Origin of the sequence: Sphingobium vermicomposti, from assembly GCF_011762025.1 — a bacterium.
Taxonomy (GTDB): domain Bacteria; phylum Pseudomonadota; class Alphaproteobacteria; order Sphingomonadales; family Sphingomonadaceae; genus Sphingobium; species Sphingobium vermicomposti.
In genome coordinates this window covers 638,268-657,226 of the sequence record NZ_JAASQR010000001.1, presented here as the reverse complement: position 1 = coordinate 657,226, position 18,959 = coordinate 638,268, and the positions used below count along the sequence as shown (strand labels likewise).

Below are 18,959 nucleotides of genomic sequence, written 5' to 3'. Positions count from 1 at the left end.
TCATGGCCCCGACGACGTCATAGTCGTCGGGGCCTGGCCATGGTCGACCGGGGTCAGGTCAGCGCCTGTCCGGTCTATGGCGGTCGTGGTCGCGGAACAGTCCCGAAAAACTCTGTTCCTGCAACCATCACGCTGTTGCCTGCAATTACTTCATCGGCAGTTTGGAAATTTGAACCGTGAATGATCATGTCTGATGCCGACGCGGACGGCGTGCAGAACTATTCAACGGTTCAAATCACCGCTACGGAGAATTATGATCAATCAACAGGCGCATAAGGCGAAGCTCGCCGCTCCGTCCCGACCCGGCATATATTCTCGCGGCTCCGACACGGTCGATGCCATCCTGCGGGCTGCGTTGCACGTTCTTATAGAAGAAGGCGCATCGGCCTTCACCCTTCGCCGGATCGCTTCGGAATGTGGATTGAAGGTCGGTAATGTCAGCCGTCATTTCCCACGTAAGGAAATGCTGGTCCAGGTTCTTCTGGATGAACTACTGAGCCCAAGTGAGGGAGAGGTCAGAAATTATCTCCGCGACACGGGGATGGCGGCCGATGAATCGCTCGCGATTGTCATCGGGGGCAGCCTTGATGAAATCCAGACAAAGAAAATGACCCATCTGTTCACAGAATTGTGGGCCATGGCCAATCACAATGAATTTGTCGCGGAGCGGGTCGAGATGGTGTACCATTTTACACACCGTCTGATCGCTTCCTATGTCGCGGAAATCAATCCAGCCCTGTCGCCTACCGACGTGGAGATGGTCTCCGTCTACATCAGCGCGACAATTGAGGGATCAACAGTGATAGCGGGATATGGCAGGCCCTGGGCCGGTATGATGCCGCAGGTCAAGGCCATGGCAATCAAGCAACTGGTCAACCTGGCCAAAACCATCACGCCCGAAGAGATCAAGGCGCTCTCATCATAGGGCGGGGCGTGACAGCGGCATCATGGCGATGGACGCTTTTCTCTGACGCCGATCATCGTTGCCAGCCAGGAATGAATGACAGGAAGGCGCGGATATGGCGGGACGGATAAGAGTCGGCATCGGCGGATGGACGTTCGAACCATGGCGCGGCGTCTTTTATCCCGATGGGCTGCGACAGAAGGATGAACTTGCCTATGTTGGCCAGCATCTGACAGCGACAGAAGTCAATGCGACCTATTACGGCACGCAAAAGCCCGCCACTTTCGCCAATTGGGCAAAGGCGGTGCCGGACGGATTTCAGTTCGCGATCAAGGCGTCGCGGTTCTGCACCAATCGCCGGGTGCTGGGTGAGGCGGGCGAATCGATCGCCAAATTCGTCAACCAGGGCATTGTTGAATTGGGTGATCGATTGGGTCCGATCCTCTGGCAATTCATGCCCACGAAGCAATTCGACGTGGACGATTTTGCCGCATTTCTGAAGCTGCTTCCCACGCATGTGGGGGGCGTAGCGCTGCGACATGCGCTGGAAGTGCGGCATGAAAGCTTCGACGATCCGGCTTTCCTAGCGCTAGCGCAGAATGTAGGCGCGGCGGTCGTGTTTGCCGATCATGATGATTATCCGGCGATCAAGGGGCATGATGTCGGGTTTAGCTACCATCGGTTGATGCGCACGCGCGACGACGAGCCGACCGGCTATACAGCCGAAGAGATCGCGGCCTGGGCCAGCATGGCGCGCGAACAGTCGGCCAAGGGAGATGTGTTCGCCTTCTTCATTAGCGGCGCGAAGGTGCGCGCGCCCGCCGCTGCCGAGGCGCTGATCGTTGCATTGAGGTAACAGGGGCTGTTGCATTTGCTGCAACTGCGAACGCGGTCTTTGCGATTGTTACGAATCGACGTCTGGCGCATAGGCCCGCTCGCCGAGAGGCAAAAAAACAAAATGGAATGCAGGAAACAAACACATGCGACATACTGTTCAGGGCGTTGCGCTGATGGTTGCAGTCGGCGCGCAGATGCTGACCTTCTACTCGGTTCTCTTTGCCTAAGCGATTATCGCTCAATCTCTCTCCCTTGTCATAAGGGAGCTAAAAAAGGCCGCCCGGGATCATGCCAGGGCGGCTTTTTTATTGCCTGCTGATCTTGATCAATGGGAAAATCCATGTCCCATCAACTGCTTTTCGTCTACGGAACCTTGCGTGCGGGCTTTGACGGTCCGATGGCGAAATGGCTGGCATCTGTGGCGTCCCATGTGGGCCCCGCGACGGCCCAGGGCAGGCTCTACCATGTTGAGGATTACCCCGGATTCGTGCACTGCCCGTCGGGGCTTGTCGTGGGTGACCTGTTTCTGTTGCCCGACGACCCGGCTGTTCTGGACCGGCTGGACGAGCATGAAGAATGCGCGGCCCATTTTCCCGCGCCCCACGAATATTGCCGTGAACGGCTGACAGTGCTCTCCGAAAGCGGCCCTGTCGATGCGTGGATTTATGTCTATAGCTGGGATGTCAGCGGGCTGGAGTTGATCGAGAGCGGCGATTTCCTGCGCTGACGCGGCTTGCGCTTGCGATTTGAATGGGTAGGCTGCGGGCAGGGGCATGTCTTTGGAGGCAGCGCGATGACGATCGAGACCAAGGATCAGCCCATTCCCGAACGCCTACCCGACGACCGCAACTGGATCGGGTCCACCGGCCTTGATCGCCGCAAGCTGCTCGCCTCCGGTGCTTTTGCAGCAGGTTTCGCCGCCGCCTGCCGTCCCGTGTCGAGCAGCGCGGTGCAGACATCGGGCGAAGGGCTGAAGGAAGAGCAGGTGTCGATCCCGACCCGTGACGGCTTTGCGATGCCCGCCTTCTGCGCGCGCCCCGCAGCGGCGAAAAACGCGCCGGTGATCTGCGTCGTGCATGAAATTTTCGGCGTGCACGAATGGATTCGCGACATATGCCGCCGCTTTGCGACGCAGGGCTATCATGCGGTCGCCCCGGACTTGTTCGCCCGTCACGGCGACGCGACGAAGATTGCTGATTTCAAGCAGTTGATCGACATGATCGTTGCCAAGGCACCCGACGAACAGGTGCTGTCCGACATCGACGCCACCTATGATTGGGCGGGATTGCATGGCGGCGACGCGAGCCGCCGGGGCATTACGGGCTTCTGCTGGGGCGGGCGGATCGTGTGGCTCTATGCGGCGCATAGCGTCGCACTGGACGCGGGGGTCGCCTTTTACGGGCGGCTGGTCAGTGATCAGACGGCGCTGCAGCCGCTGCGCGTGATCGACCAGGCGGCTGCGCTCAAAGCGCCGGTGCTTGGCCAATATGGCGCACTCGACAAGGGTATTCCGGTGGCCGATGTCGAAGCGATGAGGGCGGCGCTTCAGGCTGCCGGCAAATCGCCGCCAGATGAAATCACCCTTTACCCGCAAGCCGATCATGGCTTCATGGCGGATTACCGGCCCAGTTATAATGAGGCGGCGGCCAAAGCTGCGTGGAGCGCGACCCTCGACTGGTTTGGGCGTTATGTGAAGCGTGGCCAACCGGCCTGAGGCCGCTGACCCGCGGCCCACACGGCCAGCCTATTTTGCCTGCATCGCCTGCACGGCAGCCAGCATGGCTTTTACATGGCCGCTATAGTTCATTTCGCTGTGAACGAAGGCGATGCGACCGGTGGGCGCAATGACGTAGGAGGTGCGGTCGGTGATGCTGGGCCGCATCTTCAGCGCCACGTCATAGCCCGACACGATGGCTGGTCCGGCGGATGCGACTGCGAACTTGCCCGCGCATTCCTTGGTAGAAAAGGCGACAAGGTCATCAACCGTGTCGGTTGACATGCCGATCACCGTTGCGCCAGCCTTTTTGAAATCGTCGATATGCTGGGCGAATTCCCGCGCTTCGGCCGAACATCCGGGGGTGAATGCCTTGGGAAAGAAATAGAGCACGACCGGCCCACGCTTCAGCTGATGCGACAGTGTCAGCGTAAAGGGTTTGCCCGCCAGCGCGCCGCGCGTGGTGAAATCGGGTGCCTTGGCCCCCACGGCGAGCGCTGCCATGGCTCCACTCGACCCGATTGTCGCTACGGCCAGCCCCAGGGCCATCATCATCCATTTGCTCATCGGCTTTCTCCAGCTATGCCACAGGCCGTGGAACCATCTTATCGCACCGTTGATGACCGCAAGCGGCATCCCATGCAAGCGCCCAACGGGCGAGGGGCGCATAGGGTCCGCCCCGCCGCCGGAACCGTCCGCCCCATCGCAGGTTCATTACGGATGCGCCTGTTCATTGCCCTGCCGCTGCTGCTGCTCGCTGCCTGCGATCAAGAGGACGACGGCAAGCCCCGCATGTCGACCAATATCGTGGAAGAGCAATCGACCTATGATGTCCGCAACCTGTCGCCTGTCGATGATGAAAGCCTGGAGCCGGACGATGCCGCCGACCCGGCACGCAATGCAAGCGCCAGTGCGCAGACGGGCCCGCCAAATGGCGCTTCGGTCGCGGGCACGATCCCGGTGGCTTTGCAGGGGCGTTGGACGGGGCTTAATGATGTCTGCGGCGACCGATCGTCCGATATGGAGCTGACGGTGACGCCCAAGAGCCTGATCTTTCACGAAAGTGTCGGCGCGGTCACGGGGGTGACAACCGGGCCGGGCGGTCGCATCCGGGTCGATGCCGCCTTCACGGGCGAAGGCGACAGTTGGACCAAAAGGGTCGAACTGCGGCCCTCCGCCAGCGGTCGCGAGCTCACTGTCATCAATGATGGAGCAGCGGTGACGCGCAAGCGTTGCTGAACCGCTTTCCGTTTCGTCCCGCGACGGCTAGAGCGGGCCGATGATCGGCCGTTTGACCTTGAGCGATTTCCGCAACCATGCGGATGCGCTGATCGTGCCCGATCACGCCTTCATCGTCCTCACCGGCGAAAATGGCGCGGGCAAGACCAATATATTGGAAGCCGTTTCCATGCTGGCCCCCGGACGTGGCCTGCGCGGCGCGGCGTTGCGGGACATGACGCGGCAGGGTGGCCCCGGCAGCTTCGGCATCGCCGCTGAAGTCGACGGCGTGATGTTGGGAACCGGCGTTGCGCCCGGCGCGCCGGACCGGCGACAGGTGCGGATCGGGGGGGTGGCATCATCCGCCAACGCCTTGGCCGATCACCTTGCCATAGTATGGCTGACCCCGGCGATGGACCGGCTGTTCATGGATAGTCCGGGCGGGCGACGGCGCTTTCTGGACCGGCTGACGCTAGCGTTGCATCCGGGCCATGCCGTCCACAGCGCCCGGTATGAAGCCGCGATGCGCGCGCGCAATCGGTTGCTGACCAATCTCCCGGCGGCGGACCCCGCCTGGCTGGCGGCGTTGGAAGCGCAGATGGACGAACATGGCGCGGCGCTGGGCGGCGCGCGGGCGGACCTGGTCGATCGGCTAAGCGCCGAACTGGCGGCCCAACCGGATCAACCCTTTGCCCGCCCGGTGCTGGAGATCGCGCAAGAGGATCGCGCAGAAGAGCCGCTCGCATCCCGACTAGCGCGGGAGCGGCGGCGCGACGCCGCTGCCGGGCGAACATTGTCAGGCCCGCACCGGAACGACCTGGCCGTGGTTCACGCGGCAAAGGGGCAGGCGGCGGCTCTATGTTCGACTGGCGAGCAGAAGGCTCTGCTCCTGTCGATCCTGCTTGCCCATGCTGCCCTGGTTGCTGCGCGGCGGGGACAGCCGCCAGTGCTGTTGCTCGACGAAGTGGCGGCCCATCTCGACCCGATGAGACGAACTGCATTGTTCGACCGGCTGGCGATGACCGGAGGGCAGGTCTGGATGACTGGAACAGAAGACAGCCTTTTCAGTGACTTGTCTTCTGCGACGCGGTTCAGCGTATGTGCAGGTCGCGTCGGGGTTCCGCAGGTTAACCCGCGCTCGTAACCGTTCGTCGCGCGGCACTTCTCAACTCGCCGTTCATCTGCACAAAGAAGCCGGGGTCGATAAGATCAAGAATTCGGGGGCATTTCTTCCATGGTCAGCGGTTTTCGGGCGCTCGTTGCAGCGTGGACGCTTGTTCTGGGCGCGCTGATCGCCACCCCCGCTGCCGCCGGTGTGCTGCAGTGCGTGCCGTATGCCCGTCAGATTTCCGGCATCGAACTTTACGGCAATGCGCAGACCTGGTGGGGCCAGGCCGCAGGGCGCTATGATCGCGGCAATGAGCCCCGTGTCGGTGCCGTGCTGGCCTTTTCAGCAAGCCGGGCCATGCCGGTCGGTCATGTTGCCATGGTCAGCCAGGTGGTCAGCGACCGCGAAGTGCTGCTGACCCACGCCAATTGGTCCTATCGCGGCGGTATTGAACGCGATGTTCGCGCCGTCGACGTTTCGCCGAACAATGACTGGACCGACGTGCGCGTCTGGTATGGTCCCATCGGTGGCCTGGGCACACGCTCCAATCCGGCCAAGGGTTTCATCTACCCGCATCAGGCCCCTGCATCGGACAAGGTGCAGATTGCCATGGCCTCCGCCTCTGACGGGGCCGCCGCTGGGCGTGCTTTCTGACCCATTAATCATTTTCTAAGGACCGCCGGATAGTTTCATTCGCGGTGGGGCGATTCTTCGATTTATCGAGGTCGCATTTATGTTTCGAATTGCTCGCGGGGCAGCCATGCTGCTGGCTGGCTGGATCACCACGCCTGCGCTTGGTGCATCTGCTCTGCAATGCGTGCCTTACGCCCGTATCGTGTCGGGGGTGAATATTCGCGGCGATGCCCTGACCTGGTGGGATCAGGCAGCCAGTCGTTACCAGCGCGGTCATGCGCCGCGACGCGGGGCGGTGCTGACATTCCGTCCGATGGGACCGATGACGCTGGGTCATGTCGCGGTAGTCAGCAAGGTGCTGGACGATCGCCGCCTGCTCATCCGTCATGCCAACTGGTCTGTCCCCGGCGCGATCGAGGAAGATGTTCCCGTGATCGATGTGTCGGAAGAAGGCGACTGGAGCCAGGTGCGGGTCTGGCACAGTCCGACGCAGACGATGGGCGCGCGTACGAACCCGACCTTCGGCTTCATCTACTCGGCAACATCCCGGCTGCGGCCCTTTGAGCCGGACCCGGCGCTGGGAACCAGTGTGCGCCTGGCCACCGCTGATGCCGACATGATGGAAAAGACGACCGACGCAGCGACGCAGCAAGTCGCGACATTGCAAAGGGCCGCCAGGCCCGCGCCCCGGCTAAACCTAGATATGCGCGCAATGCGTTTTGCCGAAGCTACGCCTTCGGCCAGGTCGCTGGCGGATATTATTGCTGACGTGAAGCGGGACGCCCGGCTGCGCTGACGCAGATCCGGCCCGGCATGCTCCTGGACGGGAGCATGCCCTTTTTCCACAGGCAGCGCCGCCGCTTATTCCGCGGGCTTGTCCTCGCCGTCATCTGCAGGCTGTTCGAACCAGGCTTCAACAGGTCCCGACAGCTTGATCGTCAGCGGTTGGCCATGGCGGTCACGGGTTTTTCCGGCGGCGACACGGACCCAGCCTTCGGAAATGCAATATTCCTCCACATCGGTGCGCACCCGGTCTTTGAAACGGATGCCAACGCCGCGCTGCAGCTGTTCCATGTCGAAATGGGGGCTGCGCGGGTTGGTGGAGAGGCGGTCGGGAGGCGTGTCGCTCATGATCGTGTCAATCCTGTGTTTCGCGCGGCCTAGCCGTTCGGCACGGCTGTCGTCAACCGTCGAGCCCCTTCATCGACATCGCAGAAGATGCGACGGATCACGCCCTGTTCCAGCCAGGCGGCAAAGCGCGCCTCCGCATCGGCGAGGCCAGCGAAGGGATAAGCGACCGGTCGATCGTCGACAGCTTGGCTAGCCACGACCAGCCTGATCATCGCGTCGGGGGCCGTCGTCAATATCCGACCGCGTCGGCCGGTGGCCGCGCTGTTGACGCCCACGACATGACCGTCCTCCGCAAATACTGGTCCGCCGCTGATGCCTGACAGCATATGATCGCCCGCCGGAAAGCGCCCCACTTCTGCCCATGCCAATACCGGCTCCGTCTCTTCACTCCGCCCGCGCCGCGCGGAGGCCGCGCCTATCAGTTCCGATACGACCAGCGTCGGTCGTCCGGCAGGAAAGCCCATGTGGAAGCCGGCTGATCCAGCGGCGGGCACCCGATCCGACAAAGGCAGCGCATCGTCGCTGGGAAGACCGTCCCGCACCAGAGCGGCGTCGGCCTCCCGGCTTTGGACAATACGGGACACGGGGCGGGCGACCTCGCCTTCCTGCAGGCCGATGCGCGAACAATCGCGGGTGACATGTTCGGCGGTCAGCCAGGTGCCGTCCCGGTCGATTGCGAACGCCGTGCCCATGCTGTCGCCCGGCGCGTCGGGCGAATCTTCGATGACGAACGCCTCGTCGCTCCATTGCGGCATTGGGCGTCGGGGCGACCGGGGATCGAATGTTTCCACCTGAAGCGGCGGGGCATGCGTGACTTCGCCTATCCAGGCGAGCGCCAAAATGCCCCCCAGAATGAGCGGTAGGCAGCCAATGCCACGCCCCGCCACGATTCAGCCCGCAACCGCCGCAGCGGTCAGGCAGGCGATGGCGATCTTCATCATCGCCAGAAAGATGGCGGCGGACCGTTCATCGGCTTCGATCCGGGCGGACAGCGACCCCAACAGGAAATCGACGAAGCGAAAGGAGATCAGTTGAAGAATGAGCGTCACGCTGCCCCAGATCAATATGTCCCAGACGTTGATCGACCCCGCCAGGCACAGAGCGAGCGGAAGAGCCAGGCCGATTGCCGCCCCTCCAAGAGAGATCGCGGCTGCCTGGTTGCCCGCGCGGATCAGGGCGAACTCATCGTGCGGCGTAATCCACATATAGAGTGCCAGGGCGGCGAGCCATGCGACGGTGGCGGATGCCAGGTGCAGCAGGAAGATGGGGAGCCCGGAGAGCAGGCTTTGAACAACGGGCATCGGATCTGTCATGCAAGGCAAAATGCCGCAACCCGCCATCAGGTTCAATCACCGCGGGATCGTCTCGTCCCAAATGGGCACTGATGAGGGAGGCGCGCATCGTGAGACTTGCCACGATGCGCGCTCCAACGGGTCCTCAAAAGGAATGCCAATTACCGGCAGATCCGCACGCGCACGTTGCGGTCGCGATAGGGATTGTAACGCCATTCCGTCCAGCAACGCTGGCGATAATGCCGGTAATAGCCGCGCCGGTCGTCACGCCAGTGGCGCCGATTATCCCGCCAGTCGCGGCGATTGTCCCACCGACGGTCGCCATAGCGGTCACCGCGCCAGTCCCGGTAATCCCGGTGATCATAGCCACCGCGGTAATGTTGCGCCTGCACGGGGGCCGCCGTAGCGCCCAGGGTCGTGATCGCCAGCCCTACCGCCACCGCGCCTTTCCAGAACAGTTTCATCATTTCTCTCCTCGCATCTATCCGCCGCTCGCGAGCGGGGCCACGGGATTGAAGATGCATCCGCCCGACTGAACCGTCCGGGAACGATCCTGTCAGCGGCTGTTCAGGGAAATCAGGTCGCCCGAAGCGTGCTTTCCGCGTCGTTCATATAGTCGCGGGTGATCGGCAAGGTGCGGCGGTCGCGGACATATTGAACCTGATAATTCACCATGCTGCCATGCTCAAATACCGTCGCCGCCCCGGCCAGATAGAAGGTCCAGAGGCGGAAGAAGCGTTCATCATAGAGGGCGATAATGTCATCCCGGTGCGCCATGGTGCGCTGATACCATTCACGGATGGTGAGGCCATAGTGCAGGCGTAGCACCTCGACATCGGTGACCATCAACCGCGTGCCCTCGCTACCCCGGATCATCTCCGACAAAGCGGGGATATAGCCGCCAGGGAATATATATTTCTGGGTGAAGGCGTCGGTGATGCCGGGACCATCGACCCGACCGATCGTATGGATCAGCATCACGCCATCCGGGGTCAAAAGCTGTCGGCACTTGTTGAAGAAGGCACGGTAATGCGCCGTGCCGACATGTTCGAACATGCCGACCGACACGATGCGGTCGAACGGGCCAGTCATGTCGCGATAGTCGATCAGCTCGAAACGCACATGGTCCGCCACCCCAGCTTCCTCGGCGCGCTGGCGGGCGACCTTCAGCTGTTCTTCAGACAGGGTGATGCCGGTGACATCCACGCCGCAGGTGCGGTGAAGATACAGCGCCATGCCGCCCCAGCCGCATCCTATGTCCAGCACCTTCATGCCTGGCTTCAGCAGCAGCTTGGCGGCGATATGCGCCTTCTTGTCCTCCTGCGCCTGTTCCAGGCTGATGCCTGCATCATTGTCGGCGTCGGGCCAGTAGGCGCAACTATATTGGCGGTCGCGATCCAGAAACAAGGCATAGAGCGCGCCGGACAGGTCGTAATGATGCGCGACATTGCTTTTCGAGCGCGCCCGATGATTGGCGCGCCAAAGCGATTGGCGCACCGCCCGGAAGGCGCGCTTCATTGGACCTTTGTCACTGATCGACCGACCGCTTTCCCAGGCATTGTTGGCGCGAATGAGGGAGATGAGTTCCATGATGCCGCCGCCCTCTATGGCGACCCGTCCGTCAATATAGGCCTCCGCCATGCCTAGGCGTGGATCGCGCACAATGTCGAAGGGCACCCGCGCGTCCCGGAACTTCAACGCAAGCGAAGGAAAGGCCGGGTCTGGCGTGCCGACCGTCACCTTGCGACCGTTATGATAGATGATGGTCAACTGGCCGCGTGTGACCAACCGATTGATGACGCGATCAAATATTTTCATGCGGGCCAGACTGTCAGGTCATTCCGGTCGCGTCAAATGCCTGCATACCAATCATATCCGGCGCGGTCTTCCCAATAGCCGCCCTTGCCGCTGCCTATGCCTGCGAGATTGTCCACCGCCTCGATCTTCATCAGATATTTGGCATGTTTATAGCCCAACTGCCGTTCGACGCGCAGCCGCAGGGGTGCGCCATTGGCGACGCGCAACGGCTGATCGTTCAGCGCGAAGGCCAGGATCGACTGCGGGTGAAAGGCATCCACCAAGTCGATGCTTTCATAATAGGGGTGCCCGTCGCCCATGGTGTCGGCACAATGAAAGACGATGTAGCGGGCCCGGTCCTTCATGCGAGCGGCATCCAGCAGCAGTTTGAGCGGCACTCCACGCCATTTGCCGATCGCGCTCCATCCCTCCACGCAATCGTGACGGGTGATCTGTTCGCGATGCGGCAGGCCGCGCAGTTGAGCCAGCGAAAGCGACAGCGGGCGGTCGACCAGCCCGGTCACTTCCAGCCGCCAATCGACAAAGCCCGATCGCCACAGCGCCTTATATTCCGCTGTGTTCGGATTGTTCGTACCGTTGGAACGGAAGATCGGCGAAATATGGTCGGGACTAAACTCCCGCGCCAGGGCATCCCGCGCCATCAGGGTGCGTTGCGCCCATTTGTGAAAATTCTCGGCGTTGAACAGCGCATCGCGGACCATGTCATTGCGCGCGATCCGGTCGCAGCCGGTCAGCATGGCTCCAGCGCCCAGCATGATCGCGCGCCGGGTGAAGATCAGGCTCATGGCCTATCCTCCGGCACCCGGTAGCGCCCGGTGATCATTGACCGCAGTTCGTTTATCGGCCCTGCCAGCACGACCATCAGTATGTGGATAAGGAAGAAGGCGACCAAGGCGAAGGCGGCGATGAAATGAATGGAGCGCGCTGACTGGCGTCCGCCGAACAGGTCCAGCAGCCAGGGCCATGCCGCGTTCATGCCGGGGGACATCGTCAATCCGGTGAGGATGATGACCGGCAGGACGATGAAGATGATCGCGATGTAGCTGGCCTTCTGCAGAACATTGTAGCGCAGCGCCGCCGTTCCGGTCGGGAAGCGCAGCCGCGCATGGTTGCGAATGTCCTGCCAGACATGACGTGCCTCAAGCTCTCCGCGCCGGAAGGCGAGATCCCGGCTGATATGGCCGCTGACTAAGCTCCACAGCATGTAGGCGAGCAGGCCGAAAGCGAACAGCGGTGCGGCGGTCAGATGCCAATGGCGCGACATCGCAAGGTCATACCGAGCGGGCAGGGTCAGCAACGGTCCAAAGCGTTCGAGTTCCAACCATGCGCTGTCGAAATTGGCCCCATATTGGCCCCAGTAAAGCCGGGGATGAGCGTTGAATATGCCCAGCCCGCTAGTGAGCAGAATGTAGAGCAGCACGGCGTTGAACCAGTGCCAGGCACGGACTGGCCATGTGTGGCGGATGACCACGGATGGAACCGTAGGCGTTTGTCCGGGGGGCACCGCGCTCTCCATGGCGCACTGTTACCCTTTTGCACCGGCGGGGTCAAAAACGTCGCTTGCTTGGACCACCCCTAAGCCGTTCATCTCCCGTCCATCGTGATCGGCCTAGCTGGCCGGGTCGCCTTGGTTTTTCGAGGGTTGTGTAATGACTGTTGCTAAAAAGCATCAACCTTTGTTTATATTCATGTCGATATTGCAACGTCGTAGGAAAATTAGCATATGCGCTGCGCCGACGATGATAATCGCGGCAAGCAGGATGGAAGGGGGAAGGCCGTTATATGCGGCATTCTTGAAGTGATCTTATACCTTCAAGAGAAGACCCCGGATATATGACAAGGTGTACGTCTTTTCCTTGACGATCACACTTTTATTAAAAGAGGTTATTATGAAGACTGTGATTTTCGCAGCCGTTGTTGCTGCCGCTGCCGTCTCGGCTCCCGCCTTCGCGCAGGACGCTGCTCCCTTCACCGGCCCCCGCGCTGGCGTGACCGCTGGCTATGACAGCCTGGGCGATGAAGAAGGCGTGAGCTACGGCGTCACCGCTGGTTACGACCTGGCGGTTACCCCCAACATCACGTTCGGCCCGGAAGTGTCGTTCGGCGATGCGACCACCGACGGTGCCGGCATTGACGCCAGCCGCGATCTGGCCGCTTCGGTTCGTCTGGGCTACATCGTAAACCCGCAGTTCCTCGCGTTTGCCAAGGTCGGATACGCGACCACGCGCTTCGAAGACACCGTGCTGGGCGGTTCTAACAATCTGGAAGGCGTCCGCTTCGGTGGCGGCCTGGAATTCGCCGTGACCGGTAACACCTACATCTCGGCTGAATATCAGCGCACCGAATATGAGAACAATGCCGGTGGCCGTGACGCTGGCGTCGTCGGCGTTGGCTTCCGTTTCTGATCTCTGTCGATCGAAACTGACAGGAAGGGCGGTCCCATTCGGGGCCGCCTTTTTTGCATGAGTAGCTTCGTTCAGACGAGAAAGCGGGCGCAAGCCGAGTAGCGTCAGCCCAGCGCGGCCTGCTTTTCCGCCGCCAGCCGATCAAGCTCTGCCCGGCTCTTCTTTTCCGACGCGGACTTCAGCTGCCCACAGGCCGCCATGATATCGCGGCCTCGCGGCGTGCGCACGGGGGCGGAGATGCCGCCCTGGAACACAATCTCGGAAAAGCGCCTGATCCTGTCAGGTGCAGAACATTCATAATCCGTGCCGGGCCAGGGATTGAATGGGATCAAATTGACCTTCGCCGACAGTTTGAACTGGCGGATTAGGCGGACCAGCTCACGCGCATCATCGTCGCTGTCATTCTTGTCCTTGATCATCACATATTCAAAGGTGATGCGCCGCGCATTGGTGGCGCCGGGATAATCGGCGCACGCCTGCAACAGCTCTTCGATCCCATATTTTTTGTTGAGCGGCACCAATTCGTCGCGCACATCCTTGGTTACCGCGTGAAGTGACACGGCCAGGTTGACGCCGATCTCTTCGCCCGCGCGCGCCATCATCGGCACGACGCCGGAAGTCGACAGGGTGATGCGCCGTCTGGACAGAGCGAGGCCGTCGCCGTCCATCACGATTTTCAACGCATCGCGAACATGATCGAAATTATAGAGCGGCTCGCCCATGCCCATCATGACGATGTTCGTCAGCATGCGCCCGTCGGTGGTATATTGGGGCGTGTCATCGGCTTCGTCGTCATTGGCCGATGCCATGCTGCCCCTGGGCCATTCCCCCAACGCGTCGCGCGCCAGCATGACCTGCCCCACAATCTCGCCCGGTGTCAGGTTGCGCACCAGCCGCATAGTGCCGGTGTGGCAGAAACGGCAGTTCAGGGTGCAGCCGACTTGGCTGGATACGCACAGCGTTCCCCGATCGGCATCGGGGATGAAGACCATTTCATAGTCCTGGCCGTCGTCCGACCGCAGCAGCCATTTGCGGGTGCCGTCGCTAGACACCTGCGCTTCCACCACCTGCGGACGGCCCACGATCAACCGCTCCGCCATCCATCCCCGCATCGGTTTGGCGAGGTCGGTCATGGCGTCAAAGTCGGTTTCGCCGCGATGATAAAGCCAGTGGAACAGCTGCTTCGACCGCAGCTTCGCCTGCTTCGTGTCGAGGCCCGCTTCCTCCAGCACAGCCTTTATCTGCGGCCGCGAAAGCCCCATCAGATCGACGCGCCCATCCTCGCGAGGCGTCACCGCGCGCGGCACGGGCACAGGGTCGATAGCGCCGGGAATCGGCATCAATGGAGTGGCGGCTGTTTGCATGGGTCGGCCCCATAGCCGATTTTGGCCATCTTTTAAAGCGAAGCCGTGCCCCCGCGCAAACAGCGACCTTTGGCGTTATCGCAGTCGCGCGCAGCCCAATGCTGCGGCATCGATGGCTGTGGCGGCCCCGCGCAACCTGTAGGTGTCGGCAAAGCCCCGCCCGTTCGCACCGCGCGTCTGGACGCTCATACTGCTGGCCGATCGCATCGCGGCGATGATGGCCGCATCGGCACGCGGGTCTTGTGCCCAGGCGTCGCCCTGGCCCGCCACCAATGTGAAGCGACGCTCGCCCACGTTGAGGGTCACGGGCGCCCCCTCTGCGCGGGTGCGGCTCAGGCGAAAATGCACCTGCCCGCGCATTCGCTGCCGCGGCCAAGTGCCCACTGCAGCGAATGCTTCCCCCCGCCGCCCCACCGGCAAAGCAATGGCGTAGCAGCGAGGCGCAGCCGGATCGCGAAAGGCGCCCCAATATTCGAATATGCCAAGTGAGTCCTTGGCAAAGGCCGGTGCGGCGATGGCCAACATGGCCGGGAAGAGGAGGGAAATGCGCACCATCAGCCTGGCAAAGCCGATGCTGTGCCCTTTTGCAACCCTTCCTCACCCGAAATGACCAGCGAGCGCTTGCCGCCGCCGTCATAGCAGCTATGAAGGACCATCCATCATTGTCGCCCGGATTCGACCGTCTCCGGGCTTTGCGCAGAAAAAGAAACGGACAAACAGGGACATGAAGGCCACTATCGAACGCGCAACGCTGCTCAAGAGCCTCAGCCACGTCCAGTCGGTGGTCGAGCGGCGCAATACGATTCCGATCCTGTCCAACGTGCTGATAGAGGCGTTGGCGGACGGCGCGATCAAGCTGATGGCGACCGACCTCGACCTCCAGATCGTGGAAAGCGTGTCCGCGCAGGTGGAACAGCCCGGCGCGACGACCATATCGGCGCACACGCTGTTCGATATCGCCCGCAAGCTGCCTGAAGGATCGCAGGTGTCGCTCCATGCGGCCGAGGGCAAGATGCTGATCCAGGCGGGCCGCGCGCGTTTCAACCTGTCGACCCTGCCGCGCGACGATTTTCCGGTGATCGCGGAAGGCGACCTGCCGACCTGCTTTGAACTGCCAGCCGAAACGCTCAAGCAGATCATCGACAAGACGCGCTTCGCGATTTCGACTGAAGAGACGCGCTATTATCTGAACGGCATCTATTTCCATGTTTCCGATGACGGCCAGCCTGTGTTGAAGGCTGCGGCGACCGACGGCCACCGCTTGGCGCGCGTTACCGTGCCTCGTCCCGACGGCGCGGACGGCATGCCCGGCATCATCATACCCCGCAAGTGCATCGCCGAACTGCGCAAGCTGCTGGATGAGGTTGACGGGTCGGTGGCAATTTCGCTTTCCGCCAGCAAGATCCGCTTCGGTCTGGGCAGCGCTATCCTGACCAGCAAGCTGATCGACGGCACTTTCCCCGATTACAGCCGCGTCATCCCGACCGGGAATGACAAGCTGCTCAAGATCGATCCACGCAGCTTCGAGGAAGGCGTGGATCGTGTCGCGACCATCGCCACTGAAAAGACTCGTGCCGTCAAGATGACGCTGGATCGCGACAAGATCACCCTGTCGGTCACCAGCCCGGAAAATGGCACGGCAGCCGAAGAAGTGCCGGGCGCTTTCCAGGGTGAAGGGTTCGAAATCGGGTTCAATGCCCGCTATCTTCTGGACATTCTTGGCCAGATTGACAGCGATCTTGTCGAACTGCATCTTGCCGATGCTGCCGCGCCCACGCTGATCCGCGAAAATGACCGCAGCCCGGCGCTCTATGTCCTGATGCCGATGCGGGTTTGATCTCGATCATATAGATGATCGCCAGACGGTAATTCTCTTTCAACTTGTGCGCGTTACGCGGAAGACATGGCTCCTTCGCGCACAAAGCTGGCAGATGTTCAATCGTGGCCGATCGACCTTGCGGCCGCGCTCGGACTCGCGGAAGGCGGGACCGAAGTTTCGCCCTTCTGGGTGTCGGGTGCCTTCAGCCATATTGCGCGTCTATGGCCGCTCATCCTGCTGGCCAAGCTTTGTACGTTCGGCCTGCTTCATATCCCCTTCTACCGGTCGGACGATGTAGCCCACGCCGCGATCCTGGCGGCCATGCTGCTGATCGACGGCGTGACGATGGTCGCACCCAGAGGCGCTCGGTTCCAGCAGCAGCGTCCGCACGTGCAGAAATGGATGATGCTGGCGCTGGTATTTCTGTCCAGCCTGACATTCAGCCTTCTCCTGGGTCCCCCCATGTTCACGGGTGCGCTGTCAACCAGTCTGGCGGGGGAAATAGCCATTGCCCTTCTGGCCGTATGCATGTTCGGCGACCGCCGCCTGCTGAGTGTCAGCTATTTCGTCGGAACGCTGGTCGTATCGTTGATCCAACAGGCCCCCTTTGCCCAGGTCGGCTTGCTGATCAGTTGCATCGCGATCATGCTGATCGCGGCGCTTCGCCAGGCGAAAGCGGACCGCGACCGTGCTATCGCCCTGCATCAGCAGGACCTGCGGGCGCAGCGTTCGGATCGGCTGCTTCAGGAATATGAACAATCCGGCCAGGGTTGGTTCTGGGAAACGGACCGGCAGGGTTGCCTCAGCTATATCTCCGAAACGCTGGTGAGGACGTTGGATGGCGTGCCGCAGGGCGGGATGATCGGACGGCGGTTGACTGACCTGATCGGCAACGGCGATCACCAACATGATACGGGTGAACGAACGGTAGGATTTCACCTGTCGGCAAGGACCGGCTTTTCAGAAATCACGGTCCGGGCGGCGATGACGCAGGATGATCGCTGGTGGTCCATTTCGGGCCAGCCCGTGTTCAACGAATTTGGTCAGTTTCATGGCTTTCGCGGCAGCGGTGCCGACCTTACCGCGATGCGTCGCAGCCAGGCAGAGGTGCAACAGCTCGCCCAGTTTGACTCGCTGACCGGCCTTGCCAATCGCGTGCAGATGCTGCGATCGCTGGAGGAGGCGGCTGCTGGATCACGGGGTGAACGCGCTAGTGAATGCACGTTGATGATGCTGGACCTTGACCGGTTCAAATCGGTCAATGACACTTTGGGCCATCCTGCTGGCGATGCATTGCTGCGACAGGTCAGCCAGCGGCTGCTGGATGTGGTGGGTAGTCGCGGACTTGTCGGGCGACAGGGTGGCGACGAGTTCAAGATATTGTTGCCCGGCCATCACGACCGACAGGCAATCGAACAGATGGCGCGGACCATCATTGTGTCACTGTCGCGACCCTATTCCATCGAAGGCACCGTGGTCGTGATCGGCGCGTCGATCGGCATTTCGGCCTGCCCGCAAGATGGCGTGACCGCCGACGCGCTTATCCGCAACGCCGACCTGGCGCTGTACGCGGCAAAAGGGGACGGGCGCGGCATCCATCGTTTCTATTCCAGCGAAATGCATGCCAACGCGGAAGACCGACGCCAGCTGGAAGAAGATTTGCGCCACGCACTCGCATCGGATGCCTTGTACCTCGTCTATCAGCCGGTCGTGTCGTCCACGACCGAAAGGATCACCGGATATGAGGCGCTGCTGCGCTGGAATCATCCGGTTCGCGGCGCGATTTCCCCGGCAGTGTTCATACCCATCGCGGAAGAAAGCGGCCTGATCGGGCCGTTGGGCGAATGGGTGCTGCGTACCGCCTGCCGCGACGCCGCGCAGTGGATCGAAGATATTCGGGTGGCGGTGAATGTTTCGCCGATTCAGTTCGCCAGCCCCGGTCTGCCGTCACTGGTCATGAGCGCGCTGGCCGCGTCGCAGCTCGCGCCCGAACGGCTGGAACTGGAAATCACCGAAAGCGTGTTCCTGAACGACGATGACGGGACGGATGCCACCTTTGCCCGGCTGAAGTCACTGGGCGTGCGGCTGGCGCTCGACGACTTCGGCACTGGCTATTCCTCGCTCGGTTATCTGAAGAAGTCGCCATTCGACAAGATCAAGATCGACCAGAGCTTTGTGCGCGGCGCGGTGGTCGAAAGCAGCCGCAACGGCGCGATCATTAAAGCAATCGTCAACCTGGCCGAAGCATTGGGCATGGATACTACGGCAGAAGGCGCGGAAACGCAGGATGAACTGGCGCTGATTCGGAATTTGGGTTGCAGTCATATCCAGGGCTATGTCTATGGCCGCCCGCTTGAGATGCAGGAAGTGCTGGAACGACAACGCATTCATGGCACAGTGGCGCTGACTGAAGGATTTCAGTCCAGCCGCCCGGAACGCAAAACGATGTTGCGCACCGTGAATGTGCATCATGACGGTCATGTCTATACGGGCCGAATCCGCAACATTTCTGCGACGGGGGCGTTGTTGGAAGGGCTGTGGAATGTGCCTGAAGGCACCCTGTTTGCGATTGAATTCAGCGACACATTGACCGTGAACGCCATCGCGCAATGGGCGCAGGATGATCGAACGGGTGTGGAATTCACCGGCACGCTCGACCTGTCAGCGCTGCGCGCACAACCGCGTGCGCTCGCATCCTGAGCTGACCCCGCACCGG

21 protein-coding genes are annotated in these 18,959 nt (G+C 61.6%); 11 read left to right on the top strand and 10 right to left on the bottom strand.

What is annotated here, in order from left to right; translation table 11 throughout:
- Positions 1 to 253: 253 nt before the first annotated feature.
- The 4 genes from FHS54_RS03230 (at position 254) to FHS54_RS03215 (ending at position 3,455) form a co-directional block, all read left to right on the top strand.
- A complete protein-coding gene (locus FHS54_RS03230; protein ID WP_167302333.1) occupies positions 254 to 925 on the top strand; it encodes a TetR/AcrR family transcriptional regulator in 672 nt (223 codons plus the stop codon).
- Between the two features lie 94 nt (positions 926 to 1,019).
- Positions 1,020 to 1,760, top strand: coding sequence for a DUF72 domain-containing protein (locus FHS54_RS03225; protein WP_167302332.1), 741 nt, complete (start codon positions 1,020 to 1,022; stop codon positions 1,758 to 1,760).
- A 321-nt stretch (positions 1,761 to 2,081) separates the two neighbouring features.
- Positions 2,082 to 2,468 carry a gamma-glutamylcyclotransferase family protein gene (locus FHS54_RS03220; RefSeq protein ID WP_167302331.1) on the top strand — a complete coding sequence of 129 codons (387 nt, stop codon included), beginning with the start codon at positions 2,082 to 2,084 and terminating at the stop codon, positions 2,466 to 2,468.
- 66 nt (positions 2,469 to 2,534) lie between these two features.
- Complete coding sequence (locus FHS54_RS03215; protein ID WP_167302330.1) at positions 2,535 to 3,455, top strand: dienelactone hydrolase family protein; 921 nt, start codon at positions 2,535 to 2,537, stop codon at positions 3,453 to 3,455.
- A gap of 30 nt (positions 3,456 to 3,485) precedes the next feature.
- On the opposite strand, the gene FHS54_RS03210 is transcribed toward FHS54_RS03215, so the two are convergent.
- On the bottom strand, positions 3,486 to 4,022 hold the full coding sequence (locus FHS54_RS03210; RefSeq protein WP_167302329.1) for a peroxiredoxin: 537 nt from the start codon (positions 4,020 to 4,022) through the stop codon (positions 3,486 to 3,488).
- 153 nt (positions 4,023 to 4,175) lie between these two features.
- Here FHS54_RS03210 and FHS54_RS03205 point away from each other — a divergent pair, with 153 nt between their 5' ends.
- The 4 genes from FHS54_RS03205 to FHS54_RS03190 all read left to right on the top strand — a co-directional run bounded on the left by FHS54_RS03205 (position 4,176) and on the right by FHS54_RS03190 (position 7,210).
- Entirely contained in the window at positions 4,176 to 4,694 is a 519-nt protein-coding gene (locus FHS54_RS03205) for a hypothetical protein (RefSeq protein ID WP_167302328.1), read from the top strand.
- A 40-nt stretch (positions 4,695 to 4,734) separates the two neighbouring features.
- Positions 4,735 to 5,817 carry a DNA replication/repair protein RecF gene (gene recF, locus FHS54_RS03200; protein ID WP_167302327.1) on the top strand — a complete coding sequence of 361 codons (1,083 nt, stop codon included), beginning with the start codon at positions 4,735 to 4,737 and terminating at the stop codon, positions 5,815 to 5,817.
- A 90-nt stretch (positions 5,818 to 5,907) separates the two neighbouring features.
- A complete protein-coding gene (locus tag FHS54_RS03195; RefSeq protein ID WP_167302326.1) occupies positions 5,908 to 6,435 on the top strand; it encodes a CHAP domain-containing protein in 528 nt (175 codons plus the stop codon).
- 79 nt (positions 6,436 to 6,514) lie between these two features.
- Positions 6,515 to 7,210, top strand: a complete 696-nt coding sequence (locus FHS54_RS03190) for a CHAP domain-containing protein (protein WP_167302325.1) — start codon at positions 6,515 to 6,517, stop codon at positions 7,208 to 7,210.
- 65 nt (positions 7,211 to 7,275) lie between these two features.
- On the opposite strand, the gene FHS54_RS03185 is transcribed toward FHS54_RS03190, so the two are convergent.
- From FHS54_RS03185 to FHS54_RS03155, 7 genes are all read right to left on the bottom strand, one after another.
- On the bottom strand, positions 7,276 to 7,545 hold the full coding sequence (locus tag FHS54_RS03185) for a DUF3297 family protein (RefSeq protein WP_167302324.1): 270 nt from the start codon (positions 7,543 to 7,545) through the stop codon (positions 7,276 to 7,278).
- A gap of 29 nt (positions 7,546 to 7,574) precedes the next feature.
- On the bottom strand, positions 7,575 to 8,432 hold the full coding sequence (locus FHS54_RS03180; protein WP_167302323.1) for a trypsin-like peptidase domain-containing protein: 858 nt from the start codon (positions 8,430 to 8,432) through the stop codon (positions 7,575 to 7,577).
- Between the two features lie 3 nt (positions 8,433 to 8,435).
- Positions 8,436 to 8,858 carry a DUF350 domain-containing protein gene (locus FHS54_RS03175; RefSeq protein ID WP_167302322.1) on the bottom strand — a complete coding sequence of 141 codons (423 nt, stop codon included), beginning with the start codon at positions 8,856 to 8,858 and terminating at the stop codon, positions 8,436 to 8,438.
- Between the two features lie 140 nt (positions 8,859 to 8,998).
- Complete coding sequence (locus tag FHS54_RS03170; protein ID WP_167302682.1) at positions 8,999 to 9,301, bottom strand: hypothetical protein; 303 nt, start codon at positions 9,299 to 9,301, stop codon at positions 8,999 to 9,001.
- A 112-nt stretch (positions 9,302 to 9,413) separates the two neighbouring features.
- Entirely contained in the window at positions 9,414 to 10,655 is a 1,242-nt protein-coding gene (locus FHS54_RS03165; protein ID WP_167302321.1) for an SAM-dependent methyltransferase, read from the bottom strand.
- A gap of 32 nt (positions 10,656 to 10,687) precedes the next feature.
- Positions 10,688 to 11,440, bottom strand: coding sequence for a molybdopterin-binding protein (locus tag FHS54_RS03160; RefSeq protein WP_167302320.1), 753 nt, complete (start codon positions 11,438 to 11,440; stop codon positions 10,688 to 10,690).
- Positions 11,437 to 12,171, bottom strand: a complete 735-nt coding sequence (locus FHS54_RS03155) for a cytochrome b/b6 domain-containing protein (RefSeq protein WP_167302319.1) — start codon at positions 12,169 to 12,171, stop codon at positions 11,437 to 11,439. The genes FHS54_RS03160 and FHS54_RS03155 overlap by 4 nt, the downstream gene beginning before the upstream one ends.
- Before the next feature lie 373 nt (positions 12,172 to 12,544).
- On the opposite strand from FHS54_RS03155, the gene FHS54_RS03150 reads away from it, so the two are divergent.
- The gene (locus FHS54_RS03150; RefSeq protein WP_167302318.1) at positions 12,545 to 13,060 is read left to right on the top strand and encodes an outer membrane protein; all 516 of its coding nucleotides are present in this window, start codon (positions 12,545 to 12,547) and stop codon (positions 13,058 to 13,060) included.
- A gap of 104 nt (positions 13,061 to 13,164) precedes the next feature.
- Here FHS54_RS03150 and rlmN read toward each other — a convergent pair whose 3' ends face one another.
- Together rlmN and FHS54_RS03140 are read right to left on the bottom strand one after the other, a co-directional pair.
- On the bottom strand, positions 13,165 to 14,424 hold the full coding sequence (rlmN, locus tag FHS54_RS03145) for a dual-specificity RNA methyltransferase RlmN (RefSeq protein WP_167302317.1): 1,260 nt from the start codon (positions 14,422 to 14,424) through the stop codon (positions 13,165 to 13,167).
- Positions 14,425 to 14,499: 75 nt separating this feature from the next.
- Positions 14,500 to 14,979, bottom strand: coding sequence for an invasion associated locus B family protein (locus tag FHS54_RS03140; protein WP_167302316.1), 480 nt, complete (start codon positions 14,977 to 14,979; stop codon positions 14,500 to 14,502).
- A 169-nt stretch (positions 14,980 to 15,148) separates the two neighbouring features.
- Between FHS54_RS03140 and dnaN the strand changes: the two genes are divergently transcribed.
- Both dnaN and FHS54_RS03130 read left to right on the top strand, forming a co-directional pair.
- Positions 15,149 to 16,261, top strand: a complete 1,113-nt coding sequence (dnaN, locus tag FHS54_RS03135; RefSeq protein ID WP_167302315.1) for a DNA polymerase III subunit beta — start codon at positions 15,149 to 15,151, stop codon at positions 16,259 to 16,261.
- 66 nt (positions 16,262 to 16,327) lie between these two features.
- Complete coding sequence (locus FHS54_RS03130) at positions 16,328 to 18,943, top strand: putative bifunctional diguanylate cyclase/phosphodiesterase (protein ID WP_167302314.1); 2,616 nt, start codon at positions 16,328 to 16,330, stop codon at positions 18,941 to 18,943.
- The last annotated feature ends 16 nt before the right edge of the window (positions 18,944 to 18,959 follow it).